General features: G+C 47.9%; 15 protein-coding genes. 3 read left to right on the forward strand and 12 right to left on the reverse strand.

All coding sequences use genetic code 11. The features are described 5' to 3' along the window. Positions 1-84 precede the first annotated feature (84 nt). Positions 85-1,044, forward strand: coding sequence for a nitrilase family protein (locus HMPREF0999_RS04450; protein WP_009016570.1), 960 nt, complete (start codon positions 85-87; stop codon positions 1,042-1,044). 5 nt (positions 1,045-1,049) lie between these two features. After that, on the forward strand, positions 1,050-2,237 hold the full coding sequence (locus HMPREF0999_RS04455; RefSeq protein ID WP_009275272.1) for a DUF418 domain-containing protein: 1,188 nt from the start codon (positions 1,050-1,052) through the stop codon (positions 2,235-2,237). A gap of 118 nt (positions 2,238-2,355) precedes the next feature. On the opposite strand, the gene gldN is transcribed toward HMPREF0999_RS04455, so the two are convergent. From gldN to HMPREF0999_RS04515, 12 genes are all read right to left on the reverse strand, one after another. Further along, positions 2,356-3,447 carry a gliding motility protein GldN gene (gene gldN, locus HMPREF0999_RS04460; RefSeq protein WP_009275273.1) on the reverse strand — a complete coding sequence of 364 codons (1,092 nt, stop codon included), beginning with the start codon at positions 3,445-3,447 and terminating at the stop codon, positions 2,356-2,358. Between the two features lie 10 nt (positions 3,448-3,457). Further along, positions 3,458-5,026, reverse strand: a complete 1,569-nt coding sequence (gldM, locus tag HMPREF0999_RS04465; protein WP_005859860.1) for a gliding motility protein GldM — start codon at positions 5,024-5,026, stop codon at positions 3,458-3,460. A gap of 6 nt (positions 5,027-5,032) precedes the next feature. Then, complete coding sequence (gene gldL, locus HMPREF0999_RS04470; RefSeq protein ID WP_232306298.1) at positions 5,033-6,079, reverse strand: gliding motility protein GldL; 1,047 nt, start codon at positions 6,077-6,079, stop codon at positions 5,033-5,035. Positions 6,080-6,130: 51 nt separating this feature from the next. Next, positions 6,131-7,558, reverse strand: coding sequence for an SUMF1/EgtB/PvdO family nonheme iron enzyme (locus tag HMPREF0999_RS04475; RefSeq protein WP_005863265.1), 1,428 nt, complete (start codon positions 7,556-7,558; stop codon positions 6,131-6,133). Positions 7,559-7,561: 3 nt separating this feature from the next. Further along, the gene (locus tag HMPREF0999_RS04480) at positions 7,562-8,509 is read right to left on the reverse strand and encodes a type IX secretion system membrane protein PorP/SprF (RefSeq protein WP_008777736.1); all 948 of its coding nucleotides are present in this window, start codon (positions 8,507-8,509) and stop codon (positions 7,562-7,564) included. Between the two features lie 147 nt (positions 8,510-8,656). Beyond that, on the reverse strand, positions 8,657-8,878 hold the full coding sequence (locus tag HMPREF0999_RS04485) for a DUF2795 domain-containing protein (protein ID WP_005633363.1): 222 nt from the start codon (positions 8,876-8,878) through the stop codon (positions 8,657-8,659). A 71-nt stretch (positions 8,879-8,949) separates the two neighbouring features. Beyond that, positions 8,950-9,513 (reverse strand): cob(I)yrinic acid a,c-diamide adenosyltransferase, encoded by a 564-nt coding sequence (locus tag HMPREF0999_RS04490; RefSeq protein WP_005859850.1) that lies wholly within the window; start codon positions 9,511-9,513, stop codon positions 8,950-8,952. Between the two features lie 19 nt (positions 9,514-9,532). Further along, on the reverse strand, positions 9,533-10,324 hold the full coding sequence (locus HMPREF0999_RS04495; RefSeq protein WP_009275275.1) for an O-methyltransferase: 792 nt from the start codon (positions 10,322-10,324) through the stop codon (positions 9,533-9,535). 135 nt (positions 10,325-10,459) lie between these two features. Next, positions 10,460-11,803, reverse strand: coding sequence for a TolC family protein (locus tag HMPREF0999_RS04500; RefSeq protein WP_008779110.1), 1,344 nt, complete (start codon positions 11,801-11,803; stop codon positions 10,460-10,462). 11 nt (positions 11,804-11,814) lie between these two features. After that, on the reverse strand, positions 11,815-14,850 hold the full coding sequence (locus tag HMPREF0999_RS04505) for an efflux RND transporter permease subunit (RefSeq protein ID WP_009275276.1): 3,036 nt from the start codon (positions 14,848-14,850) through the stop codon (positions 11,815-11,817). 11 nt (positions 14,851-14,861) lie between these two features. Next, positions 14,862-15,962 (reverse strand): efflux RND transporter periplasmic adaptor subunit, encoded by a 1,101-nt coding sequence (locus tag HMPREF0999_RS04510; RefSeq protein ID WP_029257153.1) that lies wholly within the window; start codon positions 15,960-15,962, stop codon positions 14,862-14,864. 322 nt (positions 15,963-16,284) lie between these two features. Beyond that, on the reverse strand, positions 16,285-18,945 hold the full coding sequence (locus HMPREF0999_RS04515) for a transglutaminase domain-containing protein (protein ID WP_010182438.1): 2,661 nt from the start codon (positions 18,943-18,945) through the stop codon (positions 16,285-16,287). A 220-nt stretch (positions 18,946-19,165) separates the two neighbouring features. Here HMPREF0999_RS04515 and HMPREF0999_RS04520 point away from each other — a divergent pair, with 220 nt between their 5' ends. Continuing rightward, positions 19,166-20,665 carry a potassium/proton antiporter gene (locus HMPREF0999_RS04520; protein ID WP_009275279.1) on the forward strand — a complete coding sequence of 500 codons (1,500 nt, stop codon included), beginning with the start codon at positions 19,166-19,168 and terminating at the stop codon, positions 20,663-20,665. The last annotated feature ends 38 nt before the right edge of the window (positions 20,666-20,703 follow it).

The raw sequence follows: 20,703 nt of genomic DNA on the forward strand, positions 1-20,703 counted from the left end.
AAAGTTATCCCGCAAAAGTAGTATATTATTGTTATCTTTGCGAATCTAGTCGAAAAATATATAAACCAATTAAATCAAAATATCATGGAACCATTGAAAATCGCCACCGTGCAGTTCGAGACACGGGATAACGATAAAGTGTATAATCTTTCTATCATCCGGGAGATGTGCCGGAAAGCGTCGGTAGAGGGAGCGGATGTAGTGGCTTTCCACGAATGCTCGGTTTGTGGATATACGTTTGCCAAGGACTTGTCTCGCAAGGAATTGTTGGCTATTGCCGAACCGATCCCCACGGGGGAGAGTACGCAAGCCTTGATCGCCATCGCCAAAGAGTTTGGCGTCACGCTACTGGCCGGATTCTTTGAGCGGGATGGGGATCGCATCTATAAAGCGCAAGTTTGCGTGGATGGCAATGGCTTGAAGGCAAAGTACCGCAAGCTACATCCGTTTATTAATCCGAATATCTTGCCGGGCGATCAATATGTGGTTTTTGAGATCAAGGGATGGAAATGTGGCATATTGATTTGCTACGATAATAATATCATAGAGAATGTCCGTGCCACGGCCTTATTAGGGGCGGATATCATTTTCATGCCTCACGTGACGATGTGTACCCCTTCCCCTCGCCCCGGGGCTGGTTTGATAAATCCTATGTTATGGGAGAACCGGGCAAACGACCCGACTTCCTTGCGACAGGAGTTCGATGGCCTGAAGGGACGTGCTTGGCTTATGAAATGGCTTCCCGCTAGGGCGTACGACAATGCGGTATATGTGGTATTCTCCAATCCGATCGGGCGTGATTATAATGAGATCAAGAACGGTTGCTCGATGATTCTGGATCCTTTCGGCGATATCGTGGCGGAATGCCGTAAACTGGGTGATGATTTCGTGATCGCTACGGCTATCCCTGAGAAATTGAGACAGGCTGGAGGATATCGTTACCGAAATGCCCGTCGTCCGGAACTTTATGCGGATATTATCGGCCAACCGCATGAGTCCAATCAAAAGGTAGCATGGTTAACAGAAACAACAAATAGCAAATAAATAGTATGCAACAAACAACAATCTCTAAGTCACCTCGTGTAGAGGTGGTGGATGCGCTACGTGGATTCGCTGTCTTGGCAATCTTATTAGTGCATAATGTGGAACATTTTATCTATCCGGTCTATCCGGACCCGGCTACGCTGCCGGGATGGTTGAACGTATTGAATGAAGGCGTGTTTACGGTGGTATTCGCTTTGTTTGCCGGGAAATCGTATTCTATCTTTGCCTTGTTATTTGGTTTTACCTTTTATATACAGTATTCGAACCAGCAGGCGAAGGGAAAAGACTTCGGTTACCGCTTCCTTTGGAGATTACTGCTGTTGACGATCTTCGCTACGTTGAACGCCGCTTTTTATCCGGCAGGCGATGTTTTGCTGCTGTATGCGATCGTGGGCGTTGTTTTGTTTATCGTGCGTAAATGGAGCGATAAGGCTGTCTTGATAACGGCTATTATCTTTTTATTGCAGCCGGTGGAGTGGTATCATTATATCGCTAGCCTGTTTAATCCGGATTACCAATTACCCAATTTAGGAGTAGGGGAGATGTACTCAGAGATGGCGGAGCACACCAAGCGGGGGGATTTATGGAATTTCATCTGGCAGAACGTGACGTTAGGACAAAAGGCTAGTTTGCTCTGGGCTGTTGGTGCCGGCCGGTATGTACAGACCTGCGGGTTGTTTATGCTGGGAATGTTGATCGGGCGCAGGAAGCTATTTATCTCCTCGGAGGAGAATTCCCGTTTTTGGATAAAGACTTTGATAATTACCGCAATTGCTTTCGGTCCTTTATACCAACTGAAAGTATTGTTGATGGATACGGCGGATAGCGCTATCGTGCGTCAGACAGCCGGGGTCGTCCTTGATATGTGGCAGAAATTCGCTTTCACGTTTGTATTGGTCTCCTCTTTCGTGTTACTGTACCAATGGGAGGGCTTTAGGCGTTTCACTTCCGTCTTGCGCTCGTATGGGAAGATGAGTTTGACGAATTACGTGTCGCAATCCTTTTTCGGTGCGTTGATCTATTTCCCGATCGGCTTGAATTTGGCTCCTTACTGCGGTTATACGGTCAGTATGTTCATCGGTATCGTCTTTTTCTTCTTGCAAGTACGCTTCTGTAAATGGTGGGCAGAAAGACATAAACATGGGCCGTTGGAAGGTATTTGGCATAAATGGACATGGGTAGGTTCTAAGTAGAAATATGTAAGAGAGCCTAATCTATGGCAAGGCAGAGACGAGGTTCTCTTTCCTATCATAGATTAGGCTCTCTTAGCTATCATAGATTCTACTCTATGACAGGCATATGTGCTTCTTTTTATCTTCTGCGTCGTACACTGCGCACAGGGGCAGATTTCTCTGCTTTCGGCGCTTTTACTTTAGCAGCTTTCTCTGGAGCGGCCTCCTTGGTGGAGCCTTTGTCTTTCCGGGCACTTCTCTTGGCTGCTTTCTTCGCGGCTTTGCTGTCTACCGCTACTTGAGTCGTATCCGGTTGATACCAGAGTGATTTCTCAAAGCTGGTTAATTGACCTTCGATACGAGCTTGCTCGTTCTTTAAGGAATCCGGTGTCGGGCAATACGCCTGCAATGGCAGATTCATCAAGTTTTGGGTCTTGATGATATCCCCCTCGAACATCCGGCGACGGAAATAGTCATCCATCGTAAAAGTCATGGCGTTATTCATATTAGACGTCATGATGTATGAATTGCTGATATACGGACGTATGTTCTCGTAAGGCAGCCAGAACATAGGCATGGTTGTCTCTCCCATATCACCTGTAGAGGTAAGGATCGGGCAAATCGCCAATATCTTGACATCAAAAGCGGAATTATTCTGGTCGAAATACCATGCTTCTTTTACATAGTAAGACCGCACGTCGGCTGCAGGTATATCGCTTTCATTGATTACGAAAGTCGGTTCCTCACCCGCTCTCCCCGGTATCTCCTCATAAAGGATGTAGAAGCGATCCAGCAAATCCTTGAAGTTGATCAAATGGGCTTCGTCAAATTCCTCGTATCCGTCCAGATACTCATAAGCCTTGATCTTGTTCTCACCTAAAAGCTGGAAGATTACGGAGAAAAGATTCATCTGTCCGTTCATCGGGCGGGTCGGGTAATAAAGCGGAGCGTTCTGCTCTTTCATCAAGTCCACCTGCCGGTAGATAATACGCATCCAGCGAGCGTTCCCGATCTCTTGCGTCAAACGCTCGTTCATATCTTGGGCCCGTACGGTCAGTTCGGGTAAACCGGTATCTTTCTTATCGTTTCTTTCCCCACGGCTGGCTTGAGGCGAACGGCGACGCGTTTGTTGTTGCTGCGTAGCTTCGTTCTCAACTTCTTCTTGCGCATGAAGAGGCATCGCTGTTAAAAAAGTGGCGGCCAAAGCGGCTATGTAATACAGATGTTTCATACTGCGAATCTTAATTTACGATTACTTCGATAGTCGGTATGGTACGTTCGATACCGTCCGGACCTTTCGCAACTACACGGGTGATATAAAAACGTTTACCCTTACTTAAATTGCGGATATAGTTTTTCTGACGTTGCGAGAAGTTGGTTCCTTCGGCCACTTCCGGGATAGCGTTACCCATGGAGTCGAAGAAAGTCAGCTCAAAACGTAATACCGTATATTTTACATTTAGCAAATCATCGTCGATAGCGGCCAGAATACCGTCAGCCTCTACCAAACTACGTTTGGCGATCATACCTCCCTTGAACTTACGGACGTTACCGTTTTGATCCTTATACTCGATATAAGGTAGGGGATCGGGGAGGGCACGCACGCGGAAGGTAGTCTTTGCCATCTCTATGTTCCGGCCATCCGCCATGCGAGCGTTGACCGTGATCACGGCTTCCGTCCCTACTTTAGACGGGCGGGCTTCCCAACCATCCTTGCTGCGGGTTAATGTGCCGTTCGTCATGGTAGCTGTCACATTACCGCTCGGTACACCCGGGACGGCGATACGCATCGGGTTGGCGATACCGGCATATAATACGTTCATCAATGTCGGGGCCACGGTAGCTGTCGGCTCGGTCACGAAATACTCGCTCTCGAAATCCCGGCGCATGATGCTGCCGTCGCTATTCGGCATCTCGATATAACCTTTGATCGGGAATGTCCCGGCAGCTCCGGTATTCACCGTGAAGACTCCTTTATTCTCGTAAGGTAATTCTTTTCCGTTTACATAGATCGTAGGACGTTTCGTAGAGTCTACCGCCGATAATACGATATTCGCCTTGTACTGGCTTCCTCGCATTACGATCTGGCTTTCCGGGATTACCTGCGCCGTGATCTGGTTCACACGGTAATCGCCAACGTCTACGCTATTCAATAAGTTCGATAAGACCTCACCTTCGGCGTAGCGAACGTCACTTTGCATTTTTGTTAACAGGGTAACAGCCGCCGCTACCGGCATATTCTCGAACAAGGCCTCTTCCCAAGTACGGGTATTGATCCCCGCTTTATGAGGGGGAGTCGTGCTTAGGTTCGCCTCCAATACGGCAGTCTTCGCCGAATCTTCGATAAAGCCGCCCATCCAGATACGATACTTATCGATTTCCGCTCTCAGCTTTTTACCTTCTCCGCTTACAGGAGAGAGCATTACACGGGAGGCGGCTTCCAAATCATCCTTATGCTCGATGCTGTTTACGTTGGCATTCTCGCCATCAGCTACCTTAGCGATACGGATCTTTAAATCTTGTATATACGTATAGAGGCTATCTGAGGCTCTTTTCACCTCACGGGCCTTCAATGCCCACTCACCCACTTTCTGGGGATTCTCTTGGTAATAAGCTTCCATCTCGTCCGCTACAATCTTGTTTCGGCGGGAGGAGTTATCGATAGAGGTTCGCAAGCTACCTTCCACCAACTCAAAACCATCCAGCACCTCCGACGACACGTTCAGTGCCATCATGGCGATGAACACCAGATACATCAGGTTGATCATCCGCTGACGGGGAGAATTGGGATTATTTGATATTCCTGCCATATTTCTTTACTTCATTGGGTTGTTTGTATACGGAGCCTGTTGTTGCTGTTGGTAACCATAGGGTTGCTGATATTGCTGTTGGTAACTGGGCTGTTGTGGCTGCTGATAACCCATATTCACGGTCATCGCTTGCAATAAACGACTGTATACTTGGTTCAATTCGGCCAGTTGGCGAGTCATCTTTTCCGTCTCGTTACGGAATACGGAACTATCTACCACCGATCCGTCATACATCTCACGGATACGATTCAAGCCACTATTGATGTGTTCGATAGATTCGATCTGCGAACTGATACTCTTCAACTGGATCTCATAGATGGTATTCAATCCGGATACATTACGGTTCAATTGTTCCATCTGGTGTACGTAACCACGGGAGTTTTGGTTGATGCCATCGGAATTATCCGTGATACTCTTATAAGAGTTCAACAGTGTATCGGATACGTTCGTAAGCGAATTAGTCACTTGGCTGAAACGCTCCATGTTCTCAGACATGCCAGATAATTGCTCCAGATATTTTTGGGTAGCTTCCGTCAATTCCGCCATCTTGGAAATTTGCTCGGCCGCTCCGCTTAATTTCTTGATGCTCTCGGATAAGTTCTTGGTATCTTCTTCCGTCACGTCCAGATTACCTGCGATATTCAAGGAACCACCTCTTTGCGCGTTCGCCTTAGACGCTGCCGAACCGATATTTATTCCCCCGGCTATCTCATCGTCTTCTACATTATCCGTAGAATTGATCATGGTTGAGATCGGCGTACCGGTGAAATCCGGACGATCCATCGGGTTCTTTGATTTCAATACGGGGAAAACATCTTCCCAATGATACTCCTTGTTCGGATGCTCGAACGCCGAGATAAAGAATACGATAGACTCGGTGATCATCGCCACGAACAGGATTTGGTTAGCGTATGGTATATGTAATAACTTAAATAACGCACCGAGGATTACGATGGACGCACCCCAACTATACAGGAAGTTCAATACTCGTTTTCCTCTTTCGCTGGAGAGGAACATCTCCAGTCTGTTTTTATATCTTCTATATTTTCCCATCGTCGTATTATTGTCTTAAATGATTCAAAACTTTAAATTTATAATTCCCGCTTATTTCTTTCCCTTGGAGCGAGAGAATCCTATTTGGGTACGTGCGCAACGGAAACCGATGTAAGAACGGCTCTCGTTCTGGAACTCGAAAGTACGCATGTCCGAACGGATAAATTGTGAGACATCTTTCCAAGAACCTCCTCGCACTACTTTCTTTTTCATGGCGTAGGGATCGTTCTTGGCGGCGTTGTAACGCAGATCCGGGTTCATGTCGCTCATTTGGCTCGGGCCAGACTCGGAGTAAGACGTTGAGGTCCATTCCGCCACGTTTCCTGCCATATCGTATAGCCCGAACTCATTCGGGGCGAAAGAGCCTACACGAGACGTAATCAAATGGCCATCCTCCGTATAATTACCTTTACCCGGCTTGAAGTTACCCAAGAAACAACCTTTGCTGTCTTGAAGCTCGTCGGTAGACCAAGGGAACTTATTCTCGTTCTTACCTGTACGGGCGGCATATTCCCATTCTCCTTCGGACGGAAGACGGAATGGCTCTACCAATTGTCCCGGTGGCAAGCTCAAGGATTCTTTGTATAAATTCGTACGCCATACGCAGAAGGCAGTCGCTTGTTCCCAAGAAACACCGACTACAGGATAATCATCGTAACCCGGATGAGAGAAATACATACGGGTATATGGCTCGTTGTACGCATTCTTGAAATCGTTCACCCAGCAATTCTCGTCCGGGTAGATATTGACGATACGGGTATTCAAGAAATCCCATTCGCTGCTTAACGGGCGGGTGATCGTCTCGTTGATTACACGTCCTTCATCATCGATGTAAGCGGTGTCCTTGGAGATCATGACTACCTCGTTCGGATCTACCTGAATATCCGTATTACGAACCCGGTCCGCCGGGTTCAATTGATTCTTGCGGAGGGCGGCGGCGGTATAGTCGTACCACTCGTATTTATAGATCATTTGTTTAGGGTCCAAACCTTTCTCTCCGGTAACGGGATTCGTGTAATAGACACTTTCTATCGCACGTTGCTCATCCTCGTTCGCCCGTCTCCAAGGAATCGGACGGTTCCAGTCCAAATGCGGAGTGACAGGCTCCCCGTAACGGTCTTCCGTGATCTTGAACAGATCGTTGCCTCCATAAGCCGGGTCCGCCAAGCGTTCACGGATAATAGAGTCTCTCACATAATAAACGAACTGGCGATATTTGGCGTTCGTTACCTCTGTCTGATCCATCCAGAACGCGTCGAAAGAGACCCCTTTCGTCTCCGGCATGATTCCCCACAAGGAATCCTTGTCGGCGGGACCCATCTCGAACGAACCTCTTTTAACCAAGACCATTCCATACGGCGCAGGTTCATTGAACGCTACCGATCTGACACCTGTCACCTCACCGCCGGCACTCCGGAGAGATTTACCGCAGGAGGTAAGCAAGGCTACCGTTACAAGTACTAATAATACTTTTTTCATATACTATAATATACGTACACTTTTATGTCTATTTTTCCCTGTCTTCGTCTTGTTCAGCTTTAAGGCATACTTGACACATAGCTCGTGGCTACCGCTACTTGCCCGGCCTAGGGCCGTGGTCGGGAAATCAAAGGCGTAACCCGCATGGAAACGACCTAGCTTTACGCCGAACATGATGCCCACCGATTCATTCACCCGATAGGAAAAACCACCATTAAACATCTTATTATATTCCAGCCTAGCGGTAATATCCGCATGAAAACTTTGCATGTCTGTCAGCAAGAACACCGAGGGCTGTAATTCTATCAACGGATTCTTTAATTGAATATTGTATCCACCCATTAAATTAAGTGAACGACCTATATAGGTATAGGCGTTCTCGTCCAGTTGAAGCTCCGGTTGGGTGATATGCGTCATGCCAAACCCGGCGTAAAACCGTTTATGGGTATAGTAAATACCGAAGTTCATATCCAACCCCATGCCGCTGACCTGCTCTACGGGGATGGCTGCGTCGGTCTCTTGATGGTACTCGGACTCAACCTTTATCACCTTGGTTCCGTCGAACGACTGGTTGACTAAGCCGATTTGTAATCCTCCGCTCAAGACTCCCCCGAATAATTTATACTTATAGGCGTATTGCGCCCCTACATGCGTATTCTGGAAAAGCCCGATTGCCTCGGTAAATACAACCAATCCGACACCGTGATTCGTCTTGCCTAAAGCGAGTGGCATATCCGCGGTAATGAAGAACGACTTGGGTGCCCCATGTACGCCGATCATTTCCAAGCGGGCGAGAGCCAATATATTCAAGTCCTCCGTAGCTCCGGCCACGGCCGGGTTATAATACGGTTTCGCCATGAAGTATTGACTTAAGCGTGCGTCATATTGCGCCCGTACGATTCCCGCACAAGTACACAAAAGGATCAAGATCGAAAGAAGACGTCTTCTCATTTAAACATTCACTTCACGTTGTAACTACAAACGCAGCAAATCCGGATAAATTGTATTTTCACAAAAAAACAACGAGGCAGGGGAGCTCGATCGTCCGCCACCTCGTTCTTCTATTTCTTAATTTTCAATTTCCAATTCTCAATTGAACTAGTATTCTTCCTCGTTGAAGAAGAAGTCTTCTTTACTTGGATAATCCGGCCAGATGTCTTCCATGCATTCGTAAATCTCGCCTTCATCTTCCATTTCCTGCAAATTCTCAATCACTTCTAATGGCGCACCAGAACGTTGTGCATAGTCAATAAGTTCATCCTTAGTCGCAGGCCAGGGTGCGTCTTCCAATTTTGAAGCTAACTCTAATGTCCAATACATAGCTGTCAAGTATTAATAACCGCCGAAGCGATTTGGTTCTCTATTTTTCCGCGAAAATATGACTTTATTTATTATACGCAAGTATAATCCCAAATAATTTCTTTACCGTTATTATTTATGCATTCTTTTCGTGCCAGAACGAAGAAATAATCCGATAAACGGTTCATAAATATCAATACAGGCTCCTCAACGGGGCAATTCTCGGCCAAGCGATAGATTTGTCGCTCGGCACGACGGCAAACGGTGCGGCAAACATGTGCGAGGGCGGCCGAGCGGCATCCTCCCGGTAGGATGAACGCATGCATTTTCGGCAGCTCGTTATCCAGACGGTCTATCTCCCGCTCGATACGCTCGATGCTCTCGGGCGTTACCTTGCTCTCGATTTTCAATTCCGTGGTCGCTTGATCCGTGGCTAGGTAAGAACCGATCGTGAATAGCTTATGCTGGATGAATGATAAGAAATCAGTATCTTTCTCATCATTCAAGGCCGTGATTAATAATCCGATAAAGGAGTTCAGCTCATCTACGGTGCCATAGCTCTCGATCCGATCGTGCGCTTTCGACACGCGTTGTCCACCTACCAGTGAAGTGGTTCCTTTATCGCCTGTTCTGGTATAGATAATACTCTTCTTCATATCTGACTTGTTTTGAATCCTAAAAATAAACAATATAATCTCGTTTGTGCAATTTCTTGTTGAACAAGACAATCCCTAGCGAGTAAAGATCTAAGGTGACCGTCACTTCCGGACATGCGCAGATCTCTTCCCAAAGTTCACGCATCTTACGGCTCGCCTTGATTCCCTCAAAAACGAATACCGTGTCGTTGTGCGCGTATTTCATACATTCATTAAACAGCCAGAGGTTGTTATGTTGTTCATATAAAGTGTTGAAAAAAACAAAATCTAAGCTATTTATGTCATTTAAGGCTTGGGGAAGCAAGTCCTTATAATTACCGATACGCAAATCGATGGGATTACGTCCCTCTTTAGCGAATGCTTGACGGGCGATCGTGGCGAATTCCGGTACATTTTCCAAGGCGATACATCTCAATCCCGTGGCATAGGAGGTTAGATATAAGGTAGACAACCCCATCGTGGTTCCTATCTGGAGGATATTCTTGGACTTGAAATAGTTTGTCAAACGGAATAATAAGGCGCCATGCTTGGGCCGGATGGATTCCCGTTTTACGATCTCGCCGATGGAACGGGTCTTTCGTTTCCCCTTGTTCTGCCGGTCCGGATAGGTGATCTCTCCTTCCCGGAATAATAACTGCTTACGTAAAAGCTCTATATCATAGAAACTATAATAGGAACATTTTTCCTCGATGACCTTCGTGATGAGGTTAAAAACGAAAGGCGAATGTACTCCGAATCCTTTACGGTAGCGGATGCCGCGGTACAAGAGCGATCCTTTTCGTAATGTATTAACCTTTGGTAGTATTTGCATTTCCTTTTGTCGTTAGGCAATGATGACCTTGCCATTTGCCGCGAACTTACATAAAAAAACGCAATTAGCATAAGCCTCTAGTCTTTAAACGGAGTTATAATAACTTGTGCCATAGGCGTGGCACTGGCCTTTATCCTAGAAACTGGCTTTCTCCGGCTCGGGACGGATATAGGTTAATATCTGTCCGCTTAACTGAAGCAGCGAGATCTCACAGATCTTGGTGGAATATTCCGCCACGGAAAGACGCTCCTCCGCTTCCAGTAGACTGTTTTGCGCCTCACGCAATTCGATACCAGACAACTCGCCGAGTTTATAGCGGTCGATGGCGATCCGGTAGTTCTCTTGGGCGGCTACGAGGTTCTCTTTCTCTAGGCTCCATAGGTCGAGGTTGTTTTTATAGGCCATCCAGAAGTTGCTCATGTCCGCACGCAGGGCAAGTTCCAGTTCTTGGATGCGCAATTGCTGGTTCTCGATTTGGATGCGGGCGTTGCGTTGCTCACGTTTCCGGTTGAAACCGTCGAAGAGGCTCATACCGATGGTCACGCCGTAATTAAGCCCCAGCCGTTGTTGGAGGTCGTAATTGCCCACTTCCGTCCAGTTTGCCGTGTAGCCGTAGCCTGCGTTTAGCTTGACATAGGGATAATAGCGGCTTTTTACCTTTTTATAATCAAGCTCAGACAACGTCTGGTTCTTTTGGGCGATCAGGAGTGAGGCGTTGGCTTCGAGGGTATTCTTCCATAGATCTACCTCGTCGAGGAACGGGTTCGGGTAGATCAAGGAGTCCTTGATCTGGATTTCCTCCTCCACATTATTTAATGCCATTAACTCGTTCAGGCGGATACGGGAGGTATGCACGACCTCCAATTGGTTTAATACCTTGGAGCTATCCGAGTTGAAGTCCACTTGAGCCTGTTGCAAGTCCAGACGGGACATGGAGCCGATATAATACCTTTCCTCCACGATCCGTAGACGCTCCTTGGAAAGGTCCAAGGTGGAACGGAGGTTACGCAAACGGATTTTCTGCCGGATCAGGTTGTAGTACTCGCTGGAAAGGTTGGCTACGAAATCCTCGATGGTCATGCGGGTGTTCAATTCTCCCATTCGCTGTAATTCTTTCAAGCGAGAGTATTCGGCTTGGATACCGAAACCGTCGAAAACCGTCCAGTTAACGTTTAGTCCGACGTTACCCGTCTCGCTGTTTATACCATTCGCCTTCTCGATCGATCCGTCTTGCAGGCTGTTACGGTTGTTATTGATATTTCCGCTGAATCCGCCGCTCATATCTACGGTAGGCAGATAACCGGCGTTTCCGGGGGTGGCGTTATTGTCGCTGATCTGTTGCTCGTTACGAATGATACGGATGGAGTAGTTCTGCTCTAATCCGGTTTCGATACACCGTTTCAGATCGAATAGTTGCTGCGCCTCCGCCATAAAGAGGGAAGAGAAGGCCAATAGTAATGTATATAGGTACTTATTCATGTGTTTATTTATTATTCAGTAATGTTCTTTTTTCGGTTGGTGGATATAAACGAATACATGGCCGGTACGATAAACAGGGTCAAGAAGGTCGATACCAACATTCCGCCTACTACCGCTACACCCATGGCGATACGCCCTTGGGCACCCTCGCCCGTAGCGTATACCAATGGCACCAAACCGAGGATGGTGGATACGCTAGTCATCAAGATCGGGCGCAGACGCTGGGTCGCGGACGAGCGGATCGCTTCCGGCAAACTAAGTCCCGACTCTTGCCGCTGATTGGCGAACTCTACGATCAAGATACCGTTCTTCGCCACCAAACCAATCAACATAATGATACCGATCTGGCTGAATATATTCATCGTGATACCCGAATAGCTCATGAACATCAGCGCACCGGCGATAGCCAAAGGTACGGTGAACATCACTACCAACGGATCCTTGAAACTCTCGAACTGGGCGGCCAACACCAAATAAATCATCAACAAGGCCAAGATCATGGCGAACATCAAACTGGAAGAACTCTCACGGAACTCTTTCGACTCGCCGGAAAGAGCGGTACGGAAGCTACCATCCAGCACCTCCGAGGCGATACGGTCCATCTCGTCCAGACCATCGCCGATCGTATATCCCTTATTCAATCCACTGGAAACCGTCGCCGATACGAAACGGTTATAGCGATACAATTGGGGCGGCGCCACATTTTCCGTAACCTTAACCAAGTTATCCAACTGGATCATTTCCCCATTGTTACTACGTACATAGATCGATTTTAAATCGACAGGGGTATTTCGTTGCTGGCGGTTGATCTCGCCCAATATCTGGTATTGCTTACCATTCATATAGAAGTAGCCCATACGCTGTCCGCTCAACGCATATTGCAAGGTCTGGGCGATGTTGCGGGTGCTGACGCCCAATAAGGAAGCCTTATCCCGGTCGATCTCGATACGTGCCTCCGGCTTGGTGAAGCGCAAGTTCACGTCCGCCATCTGGAAGACCGGGCTCTCGTTCACCTTTTGCATAAACGTGGGCAGGAACTCTTGCAGTTTATCCAAGGTCGGGGCCTGCAATACGTATTGGATAGGCATACCGCCCCGGCGTCCGCCGAAGGTGGATTGCTGTTGTACGAAGGCGCGGGCCAAGGTCTCTTTGCGGACTTCTTTCGACAAGGTCTCGGCGATCTCCATTTGCGAGCGTTCCCGTTCCTTGATATCGCTTAATATGAGGTTTAGCGAACCTCCTCCTTCCCACGAGCGGGTCATGATGGATTGCTTCTCGGGAGCGATGGAGTCGGCTATTTGCTCGATACGGTCCGCGTAGTCGCGGATAAACTCGAAGGTAGCCCCTTCCGGCCCGCGCATATTCACGGAGATCATGGAACGGTCCTCCAAAGGCGATAACTCGGAACGAATGTTCTTCCAGAAGTACCCGATCGATCCGAAAAGAAGGATAACGATAGGGATCGACCATATCTTATGGTTCAAGAATGCGTTCAACGACTTGGCGTAGATCGTGTTCAATCCCTCGAAGAACGGCTCGGTCTTCCGATAGAACCAGTTTTTCTTCTCTCTCCTCTTCAATAGCTTGGTAGCCAACATCGGTGTAAACGTAAGGGCCACGAACGAGGAGATAGCGACCGAACCGGCGATCACGATACTGAACTCCTTGAATAAGCGCCCCGTCATACCTTCCATAAACACGATCGGCAAGAATACGGAGATCAGGGTGATCGTGGTAGATACCACGGCGAAGAAGATCTCTTTCGATCCTTCGATACCCGCCTCTTTCGGTGACATGCCTTGCTCGATACGTACATATATATTCTCCGCCACTACGATCGCGTCGTCTACCACCAGACCGACCGAGAGCACGACCGCCAACATCGTCAATACGTTGACGGAGAATCCGGAGATATACATCACGAAGAAAGCTCCTACCAACGATACGGGGATAACGACGACAGGAACCAGCGTGACCCGCCAGTCACGGAGGAACAAGAAGATAATCAATACGACCAAGAGGAAAGCCTCGTAGATCGTCTGTTGTACCTCGCCGATAGAGGCCCGGATAAAGCGGGTGTTGTCATACATCATCTCGATCGTGACATCTTCCGGCAGGTCTTTTTGTAATTGCTCGATACGCTTGTAGGCTTCGTCGGCGATCTCGATATGGTTGGCTCCCGGTTGGGGGATGATAACGGTCATAACCATCGGCTCGCCGTTCTTCTTCAGTAAGCTCCGCAAGTCCTCGGGAGCTACCTCCGCACGTCCGATATCGCTGAAGCGCACGATGTTGTTGTTGTCTTCCTTGATAATTAAATCGTTGAATTCCTTGGCGGTATGCATCAATCCTAAGGTACGTATGGATAAGGAGATCGTATTTCCCTCGATACTACCGGAAGGAAGCTCCACGTTCTCGTTATCGACGGCGTTTTTCACGTCCATCGGGGTCACTCCGTAACCCGCCATCTTGATTGGGTCCAGCCATAGACGCATGGAATACCGTTTTTGTCCCCAGATATCCACGCCACTCACGTTCTCGATGGTCTGCAAGCGCTCTTTCACCGTTAGCTCGGCGATCTCGCTCAACTCCATCAACGAGCGTTTGTTGCTTCGGATGGCGATCTGCATGATCGGGGAGGCATCGGCATCCGCTTTCGATACCGTAGGCGGGTCGCAGTCGCGGGGAAGGTAGCGTTGGGCACGAGATACCTTATCACGTACATCGTTCGCCGCCGTCTCCATATCCACGGACAACTCAAACTCTACCGTGATACGGCTGCTGCCTTGGCTACTCACGCTACTCAATGAACGGATACCCGGGATACCGTTGATATTCTGTTCTAACGGCTCGGTGATCTGGTTCATGATCACGTCGGCGTTCGCTCCGGGATAAGATACGTTGACCGAGATAATCGGCTGGTCTACGCTCGGGAACTCCCGGACGCCAAGGAACCGGTAACCGATAAAGCCGAACAGGAGGATGACCAGCATCATCACTGTCGAGAGTACGGGCCGGTTTATACTGGTTTCTGAAATATTTGCCATCGTTCTTCTCCTTATTCAGTCAAGTTATCAATAGAAACTTTCATGCCGGTACGTAACTGCATCACGCCGGACGTGATCAGCGTATCGCCCACATTCAACCCTTGCAATACCTGTACACGGCTCTCGGTTCGTATACCGATCGTGATCTCTTGAGGCTCGGCCACGCCGTTCTTATATAAGTAAACGATGTCTTTTCCCATCTCGGGGATAACGGCCTCGCTGGGGATGGCTAAAGCGTCCTTGATCTCCCGCTTGCTGATCTCGACGGAGGTATAACGGCCGGGTAAGATATTCTCGCCCGGATTCGGGTAAGTGGCACGTACTTTCAAGGTACGGGTCGCCATATCTACCTTGCTTTCCACGGCGTAAACGGTCGCCTTATAGTTCTGCATCATACCGTCTTTCTCCATGCGGAACAGGATCGGGGTTCCGTCTTGTACCTCGGCCGCGTAGCTCTCGGGAATGGAAAACTCGATTTTCAACGGGGATATCTTGGTCAACTTCGCGATTACGGAAGAGGAGGAAGTAACGTACGCGCCCTCACTCACGGAGCGAAGTCCGATGATCCCGTCGAAAGGAGCCCGAAGCTCTGTCTGGGCGATATTCGCTTTGACCAACTCGATATCTGCCATTAGCTTCTCGTATTCGGTGGCTACTTGCTCGTAGGCTTCTTGGCTGACGGCGTCTTTCTCCAGCAAGGTACGTTGGCGATAGACACGATCCTTGGCTAAAGGAACTTGGGCTTCCAGCTTCTTTAGCTGGGCTTGCAGCGGCTTGTCATTGATTTTAGCCAACAGATCGCCCGCCTTTACGTGGCTACCTTCCGTGAAATAGATGGCTACCACCTTACCGGAGGACTCGAAAGCCAAATCCACCTCTTCGTCCGGAAGGGTACTTCCGGTACTCATGATCTTATCGGTTAATGATTGGTATTTCAATACCTCGGCATTGATGTTAAGTGTCTGGTTTCGCAGGCTCGTGCCCGATGTGGGTACGACGGAAGCGGCATCTTGGGATGCCTTGAACTTGTTTTTCAATTGAGGGTAAGCGATCATTCCCGCTATCATTAATAAGATAGCCGCCGTAACTCCCCATTTCGCTCTCTTTGTCATCATGTTCTCGTATGGTATTTACTGATAATTTACACTCGTTACTCCAAAATATATAACCAAACGCAAGTTTAGACTGCCCTTTCGTAAAAAGGTTTAATCAAAGATATTATTTTTTTGAGAGATGAATCCTTGATTGGGAAGAACGGGAAAAATAAGGGAATTAAAACGAATCTAGGGAGGAAGTCTGATCGGTTTGTGGTAGAAGAAATGAGTGTCTCCTGTCGTATAGATCTTTTCACCTATGTGAAAAGAACGTTTCACAGCCGTGATCCGATCGTTTCACATGGGTGAAAAGATCAGATCACACTTGTGAAACGATCTGTTATAGCTTATGTATGACTTTCATTAACTGCTCGCCCAAGCCAATTGTATAGCCTTGAGAGACAAATACGACACGATTGAACGTATCGGCGATCAAGAAGATCGGCAAGGTATTGGCGTTTTGCAATTTCATCGCTGTAGCCATCTCCTTTTGGATCGCCCCGTCGATATCCAGACCGTATGTGATCGTGCTCGGTAAATCGCCGAACTCTTTCGGATCGAAGTTCTTATAGCCCTTCTCGTCAGGGAAGAGAAGCACGATGCCTCGTCCCCAATCTTCTAGTTCCTTCTTCACGGCGGCGATATCACGCATCGCATGGTTTGTCGGTTCTTGGCGGGAGCCTAGAAGCGCTACGATATAGTAGCCACGTCCGGTAGTAGCTAGCAGGCTGGTCTCCTCACCGTTGTCCGCACGTTTGAACTTATTCTCGGAGTTGAAATTACCGATCACCTGTATCTCGTCCTTGCTTTCACGCATTTCCAATTGGATCGGGGTGGTCTTGTCCGCCTCCACATTGAAAAACTCGATCTCGGCCAATACGCTACCGTTTGCCATACGAGTACCGGTCACTAACATATAATTACCTTCATCCATGGATAACGGTTTCTTCAGTAATCCGCTCCAAGTATCTCCCAAGCCCATATCCACATTACCGCCTCTCTCGAAATTCAAGGTCTGTAAAGTACCGTTCGGCAAAACCTTGGCGATCGTGAAGTGACTGTAATATTTCGGGTCTTGCAGCGCCTTGATTGGTTGGTAAGAAGCGATTACCTTGCCTTGTTTAGCGGTCGTCTGTACGGCAGCCTCGAAATCGACGTCTACCCAAGCGTTGTCCTTGAAGTACTGGATCTTGCGGGCTACCGGCTCGATACGTGCCGGAATACCTAAGCTACGAGCCACGGCCACGAAGAAGATATTACGGGAGCCCTTATCAGCGATACGGGATTTCCATACACCCATCGGCATGATCGGAATACGTTGTGCGTTTAGCGCATCGTTAATGGAGACGTTATTCTTCACCCAATCCACCAATGCCTGTGGATTCTCTACGGCTTGTTTCGCAAGGGAAGGCTCAATGTTTGCAGCGAAGAAACTCTTATATGGAGTCAGGAACTCATTGGCCACACGAGGATTCATGATATATTCATTGAACCATTCGCTTTGAACGGCCGGCGTATTGTTTAAATGGTCCGCAAAGACAGACGCAGGTGTATCACGTAGATCCTTAGCGGATACGACATCCAATAAAGCCATCGCTTGCACACGCTTCTCGGCGGGAGTCTCCCGTAAGAACTTCTCGATCTCCATCCAGTTACCACGGCTACCGATCATGAAATCCTCTGTCTTCATCGGGTCGATACCCAATTCTTTCGCTAAAGCCTCTGCTTTCTCTTCCGTATAGAAAGTAGCTACATATTTATTACGGATAGCGTCTTCTTCCAATAAACGTTTGGCGTTCGCCTCCTTTTGCTCCGGTGTAACTTCTGCGGGGATAGAGCCGTCTACCGGTGGTACGATATCTAGGGCGATCGTCTCCACATCTCCCGGTTTCTTATTCAAGGCGATCGTAACCTCTCCGTCCTTGCCGAAAGAGACCTTGCTGTAGCCGAACTTGCCGTCTTTGCTGGCCCATACCAGCATATCCCCTTTTCCGGCGGATAATGAGCATTTGCCATCCGCGTCCGTCTTCTTGCGGGCTACACTGTTAAACTCGGCATAGTTATAAATCTTGAATTCTACCAAAGCGTCCTTTACCGGCTTGCCATTGGCATCCGTAACCGTGATAACAGCTTTAGCCGAAGGTGCGTAATTATCGATCACGTTGATCTCGGTATACCCATCGGTACGTTCCATGACATCCTCCGGGCCATTGTATTTACCGAATACTTTCGTATGCATCAACATACCCCGGTAAGCAGGGCCGTTGAACCAACCCAGATTCAATACCGGTTCGGGTTCGCAAGCGCCGAAGAAATACCATTTACCATTCACCCAAGCTTCTACCCATGCGTGGTTATCATCCGTATGCGCCCAGCGAGGCGTATATACCTGACGCGCGGGGATACCCACGGAACGTAAAGCGGCTACCGTGAAGGTAGACTCCTCGCCGCAACGACCGTAGGCGGTCTTCACGGATGCCAAAGGGGAACTTGTGCGCCCATCGGAAGGAGTATAGATAACCTTTTCATGACACCAGTGATTCACTTCCAGTACGGCGTCGTACAACGAGAGACCCTTCACCCGGTCTTTCAACTCATCAAAGAAAACCATGCGGCTTTCATCCAGATTCTCATTGTTGATTCGTACCGGCAATACGAAATGGCGGAAGATATCCTCTGGGATGCTATCGCCCCAAGGCATCTCATTCCGTGCTTGGAAAGAGGAACGGATGTTTTTCAAATAGAAATCGCCACTATAGTCCGTGATGTCTCCAATCGGCATATAGGCGTACATGAAGGTTAACGCCTCCCTCTCTTCGGGAGTCATTTGATCGTTAAATACTGCGAAAAGGTTTCCGTTAGGCAGAGCGGCCTGTTTCGCTTGGAAATCGTTCTCAACCTCAGCTCGGTAAGCGGCGTCGGTAATAAAATGTTGTTGGTTGTTACAGCTCGTCCATACGAGTAATGTGAACAACAGCGCAAATAGATGTTTTTTGTTCATAAAGCGGATATGTATGTTTGCCAAAAGTAATGATTCTATGCGAGATAGAAAAATTCTCGAACAATTTGTAAGAAAGATTTGTTTTTCTATAGAAAGAATAAATCTGGTCTTCCTGTAAATTTGGGACCGGATTTCTTCTTTTTGTGTGATTATAATTGCGAAAAGTTTACGAACTTTGTGACAAAGTATCAAATCACTAATCATAAAACCCGTTTTGCGTATGTTTCAAAATCCTGAGCAAGTGCTATTAATAGCCTCGGTGATCCTGTTTTTTAGTATATTCGCAGGTAAGGCCGGTTATCGTTTCGGCTTACCCGCTTTGTTGTTGTTCCTTGGTGTGGGAATGTTGTTTGGCAGCGATGGTCTGGGCATCCAGTTCAGCGATCCGAATGTAGCCCAGTTTATCGGCATGTTGGCGTTGAGTATCATCTTGTTCTCGGGTGGTATGGACACGAAAGTTGCGGAGGTCAAACCTATCGCCTCGCAAGGTGTGGTATTGGCTACGCTCGGGGTGTTGGCTACGACCTTTATCACGGGCGGGTTTATCTATTGGTTATTTGGTTTATTTGGCAAATATGTTACGTTGACTTTCCCGGAATCTTTATTGCTGGCGGCGGTCATGTCCTCTACGGACTCAGCCTCGGTTTTCTCCATCTTGCGCAGTAAAGGGGTTTATTTGAAAGAGCGTCTGCGTCCTACCTTGGAGCTGGAGAGTGGTAGTAATGACCCGATGGCTTATATGCTTACCTTGCTTCTGATCGCTTACATACAAAGCGGAGGTATGAATATTTGGGAGGCCGGGCTATCCTTGGTCATTCAATTATCGGTGGGAGCTATCGCCGGTTTCTTATTGGGGAGACTGGCTGTGTTGATTATCAATAAGATCGATATAGATAACGAGTCTTTGTATCCGATCCTTTTATTGGCTACGGCTTTCTTCACCTTCGCCGCTACGACCTTATGTAAGGGTAATGGCTATTTAGCGGTTTATATCGCTGGTTTGGTGGTTGGTAACGCTAAGATTGTTCACAAGAAAAGTATGGGGACGTTCTTTGACGGTTTCGCTTGGTTGTGGCAGATCGTGATGTTCCTTACGTTAGGCTTGCTAGTGAACCCGCATGAGTTATTACCGGTGACGGGTGTAGGTGTTATGGTGGGAGTCTTTATGATCTTGATCGCCCGTCCGATTAGCGTGTTCCTTTGCTTGATACCTTATAAGAATTTCTCCTTCAAAGGTAAACTGTATATCTCATGGGTGGGATTACGCGGGGCGGTTCCTATTATTTTCGCTACTTACCCGATGATCGCCGGGATCGAGCATGCCGGTATGTTCTTTAATATCGTATTTTTTATCACGATTCTTTCTTTGCTGATTCAAGGAACCACGGTTACCCAAGCCGCTAAATGGCTGGATATGGTGGATGAGCCGGAACGAAAGGATGAGTTTGGCATCGAGCTTCCCGAGGAGATCAAGAGCGCTATGAGCGAGATCGATATTACCCCGGCGGTATTATCCCATGGAAATAAATTGATGCAGCTGACTTTACCCGATCATACCTTGGCGGTAATGGTGAAACGGGAAGGCCGCTATTTCATCCCGAAAGGAAATACGGAATTAAAGGAGAACGACAAGTTGTTAATGATCTCCGATAATGACGAGGCGCTTTTGCAGGCGTATGATTCCTTGGGGGTGAAAGACTATACAATGAAAAAAAATTGAATAATGTTAATAATGTGCCAATGTGTCAATGTGCCAAT

This window comes from Parabacteroides sp. D25, assembly GCF_000307475.1.
Lineage (GTDB): Bacteria > Bacteroidota > Bacteroidia > Bacteroidales > Tannerellaceae > Parabacteroides > Parabacteroides distasonis.

Coding starts and splice junctions, on each gene's coding strand:
- HMPREF0999_RS04505 (WP_009275276.1), bottom strand. CDS start 14,850: ATGGCAAATATTTCAGAAACCAGTATAAACCGGCCCGTACTCTCGACA.
- HMPREF0999_RS04450 (WP_009016570.1), top strand. CDS start 85: ATGGAACCATTGAAAATCGCCACCGTGCAGTTCGAGACACGGGATAAC.
- HMPREF0999_RS04475 (WP_005863265.1), bottom strand. CDS start 7,558: ATGAAAAAAGTATTATTAGTACTTGTAACGGTAGCCTTGCTTACCTCC.
- HMPREF0999_RS04490 (WP_005859850.1), bottom strand. CDS start 9,513: ATGAAGAAGAGTATTATCTATACCAGAACAGGCGATAAAGGAACCACT.
- HMPREF0999_RS04515 (WP_010182438.1), bottom strand. CDS start 18,945: ATGAACAAAAAACATCTATTTGCGCTGTTGTTCACATTACTCGTATGG.
- HMPREF0999_RS04480 (WP_008777736.1), bottom strand. CDS start 8,509: ATGAGAAGACGTCTTCTTTCGATCTTGATCCTTTTGTGTACTTGTGCG.
- HMPREF0999_RS04485 (WP_005633363.1), bottom strand. CDS start 8,878: ATGTATTGGACATTAGAGTTAGCTTCAAAATTGGAAGACGCACCCTGG.
- HMPREF0999_RS04495 (WP_009275275.1), bottom strand. CDS start 10,324: ATGCAAATACTACCAAAGGTTAATACATTACGAAAAGGATCGCTCTTG.
- gldL (WP_232306298.1), bottom strand. CDS start 6,079: ATGGGAAAATATAGAAGATATAAAAACAGACTGGAGATGTTCCTCTCC.
- gldN (WP_009275273.1), bottom strand. CDS start 3,447: ATGAAACATCTGTATTACATAGCCGCTTTGGCCGCCACTTTTTTAACA.
- HMPREF0999_RS04455 (WP_009275272.1), top strand. CDS start 1,050: ATGCAACAAACAACAATCTCTAAGTCACCTCGTGTAGAGGTGGTGGAT.
- gldM (WP_005859860.1), bottom strand. CDS start 5,026: ATGGCAGGAATATCAAATAATCCCAATTCTCCCCGTCAGCGGATGATC.
- HMPREF0999_RS04520 (WP_009275279.1), top strand. CDS start 19,166: ATGTTTCAAAATCCTGAGCAAGTGCTATTAATAGCCTCGGTGATCCTG.
- HMPREF0999_RS04510 (WP_029257153.1), bottom strand. CDS start 15,962: ATGACAAAGAGAGCGAAATGGGGAGTTACGGCGGCTATCTTATTAATG.
- HMPREF0999_RS04500 (WP_008779110.1), bottom strand. CDS start 11,803: ATGAATAAGTACCTATATACATTACTATTGGCCTTCTCTTCCCTCTTT.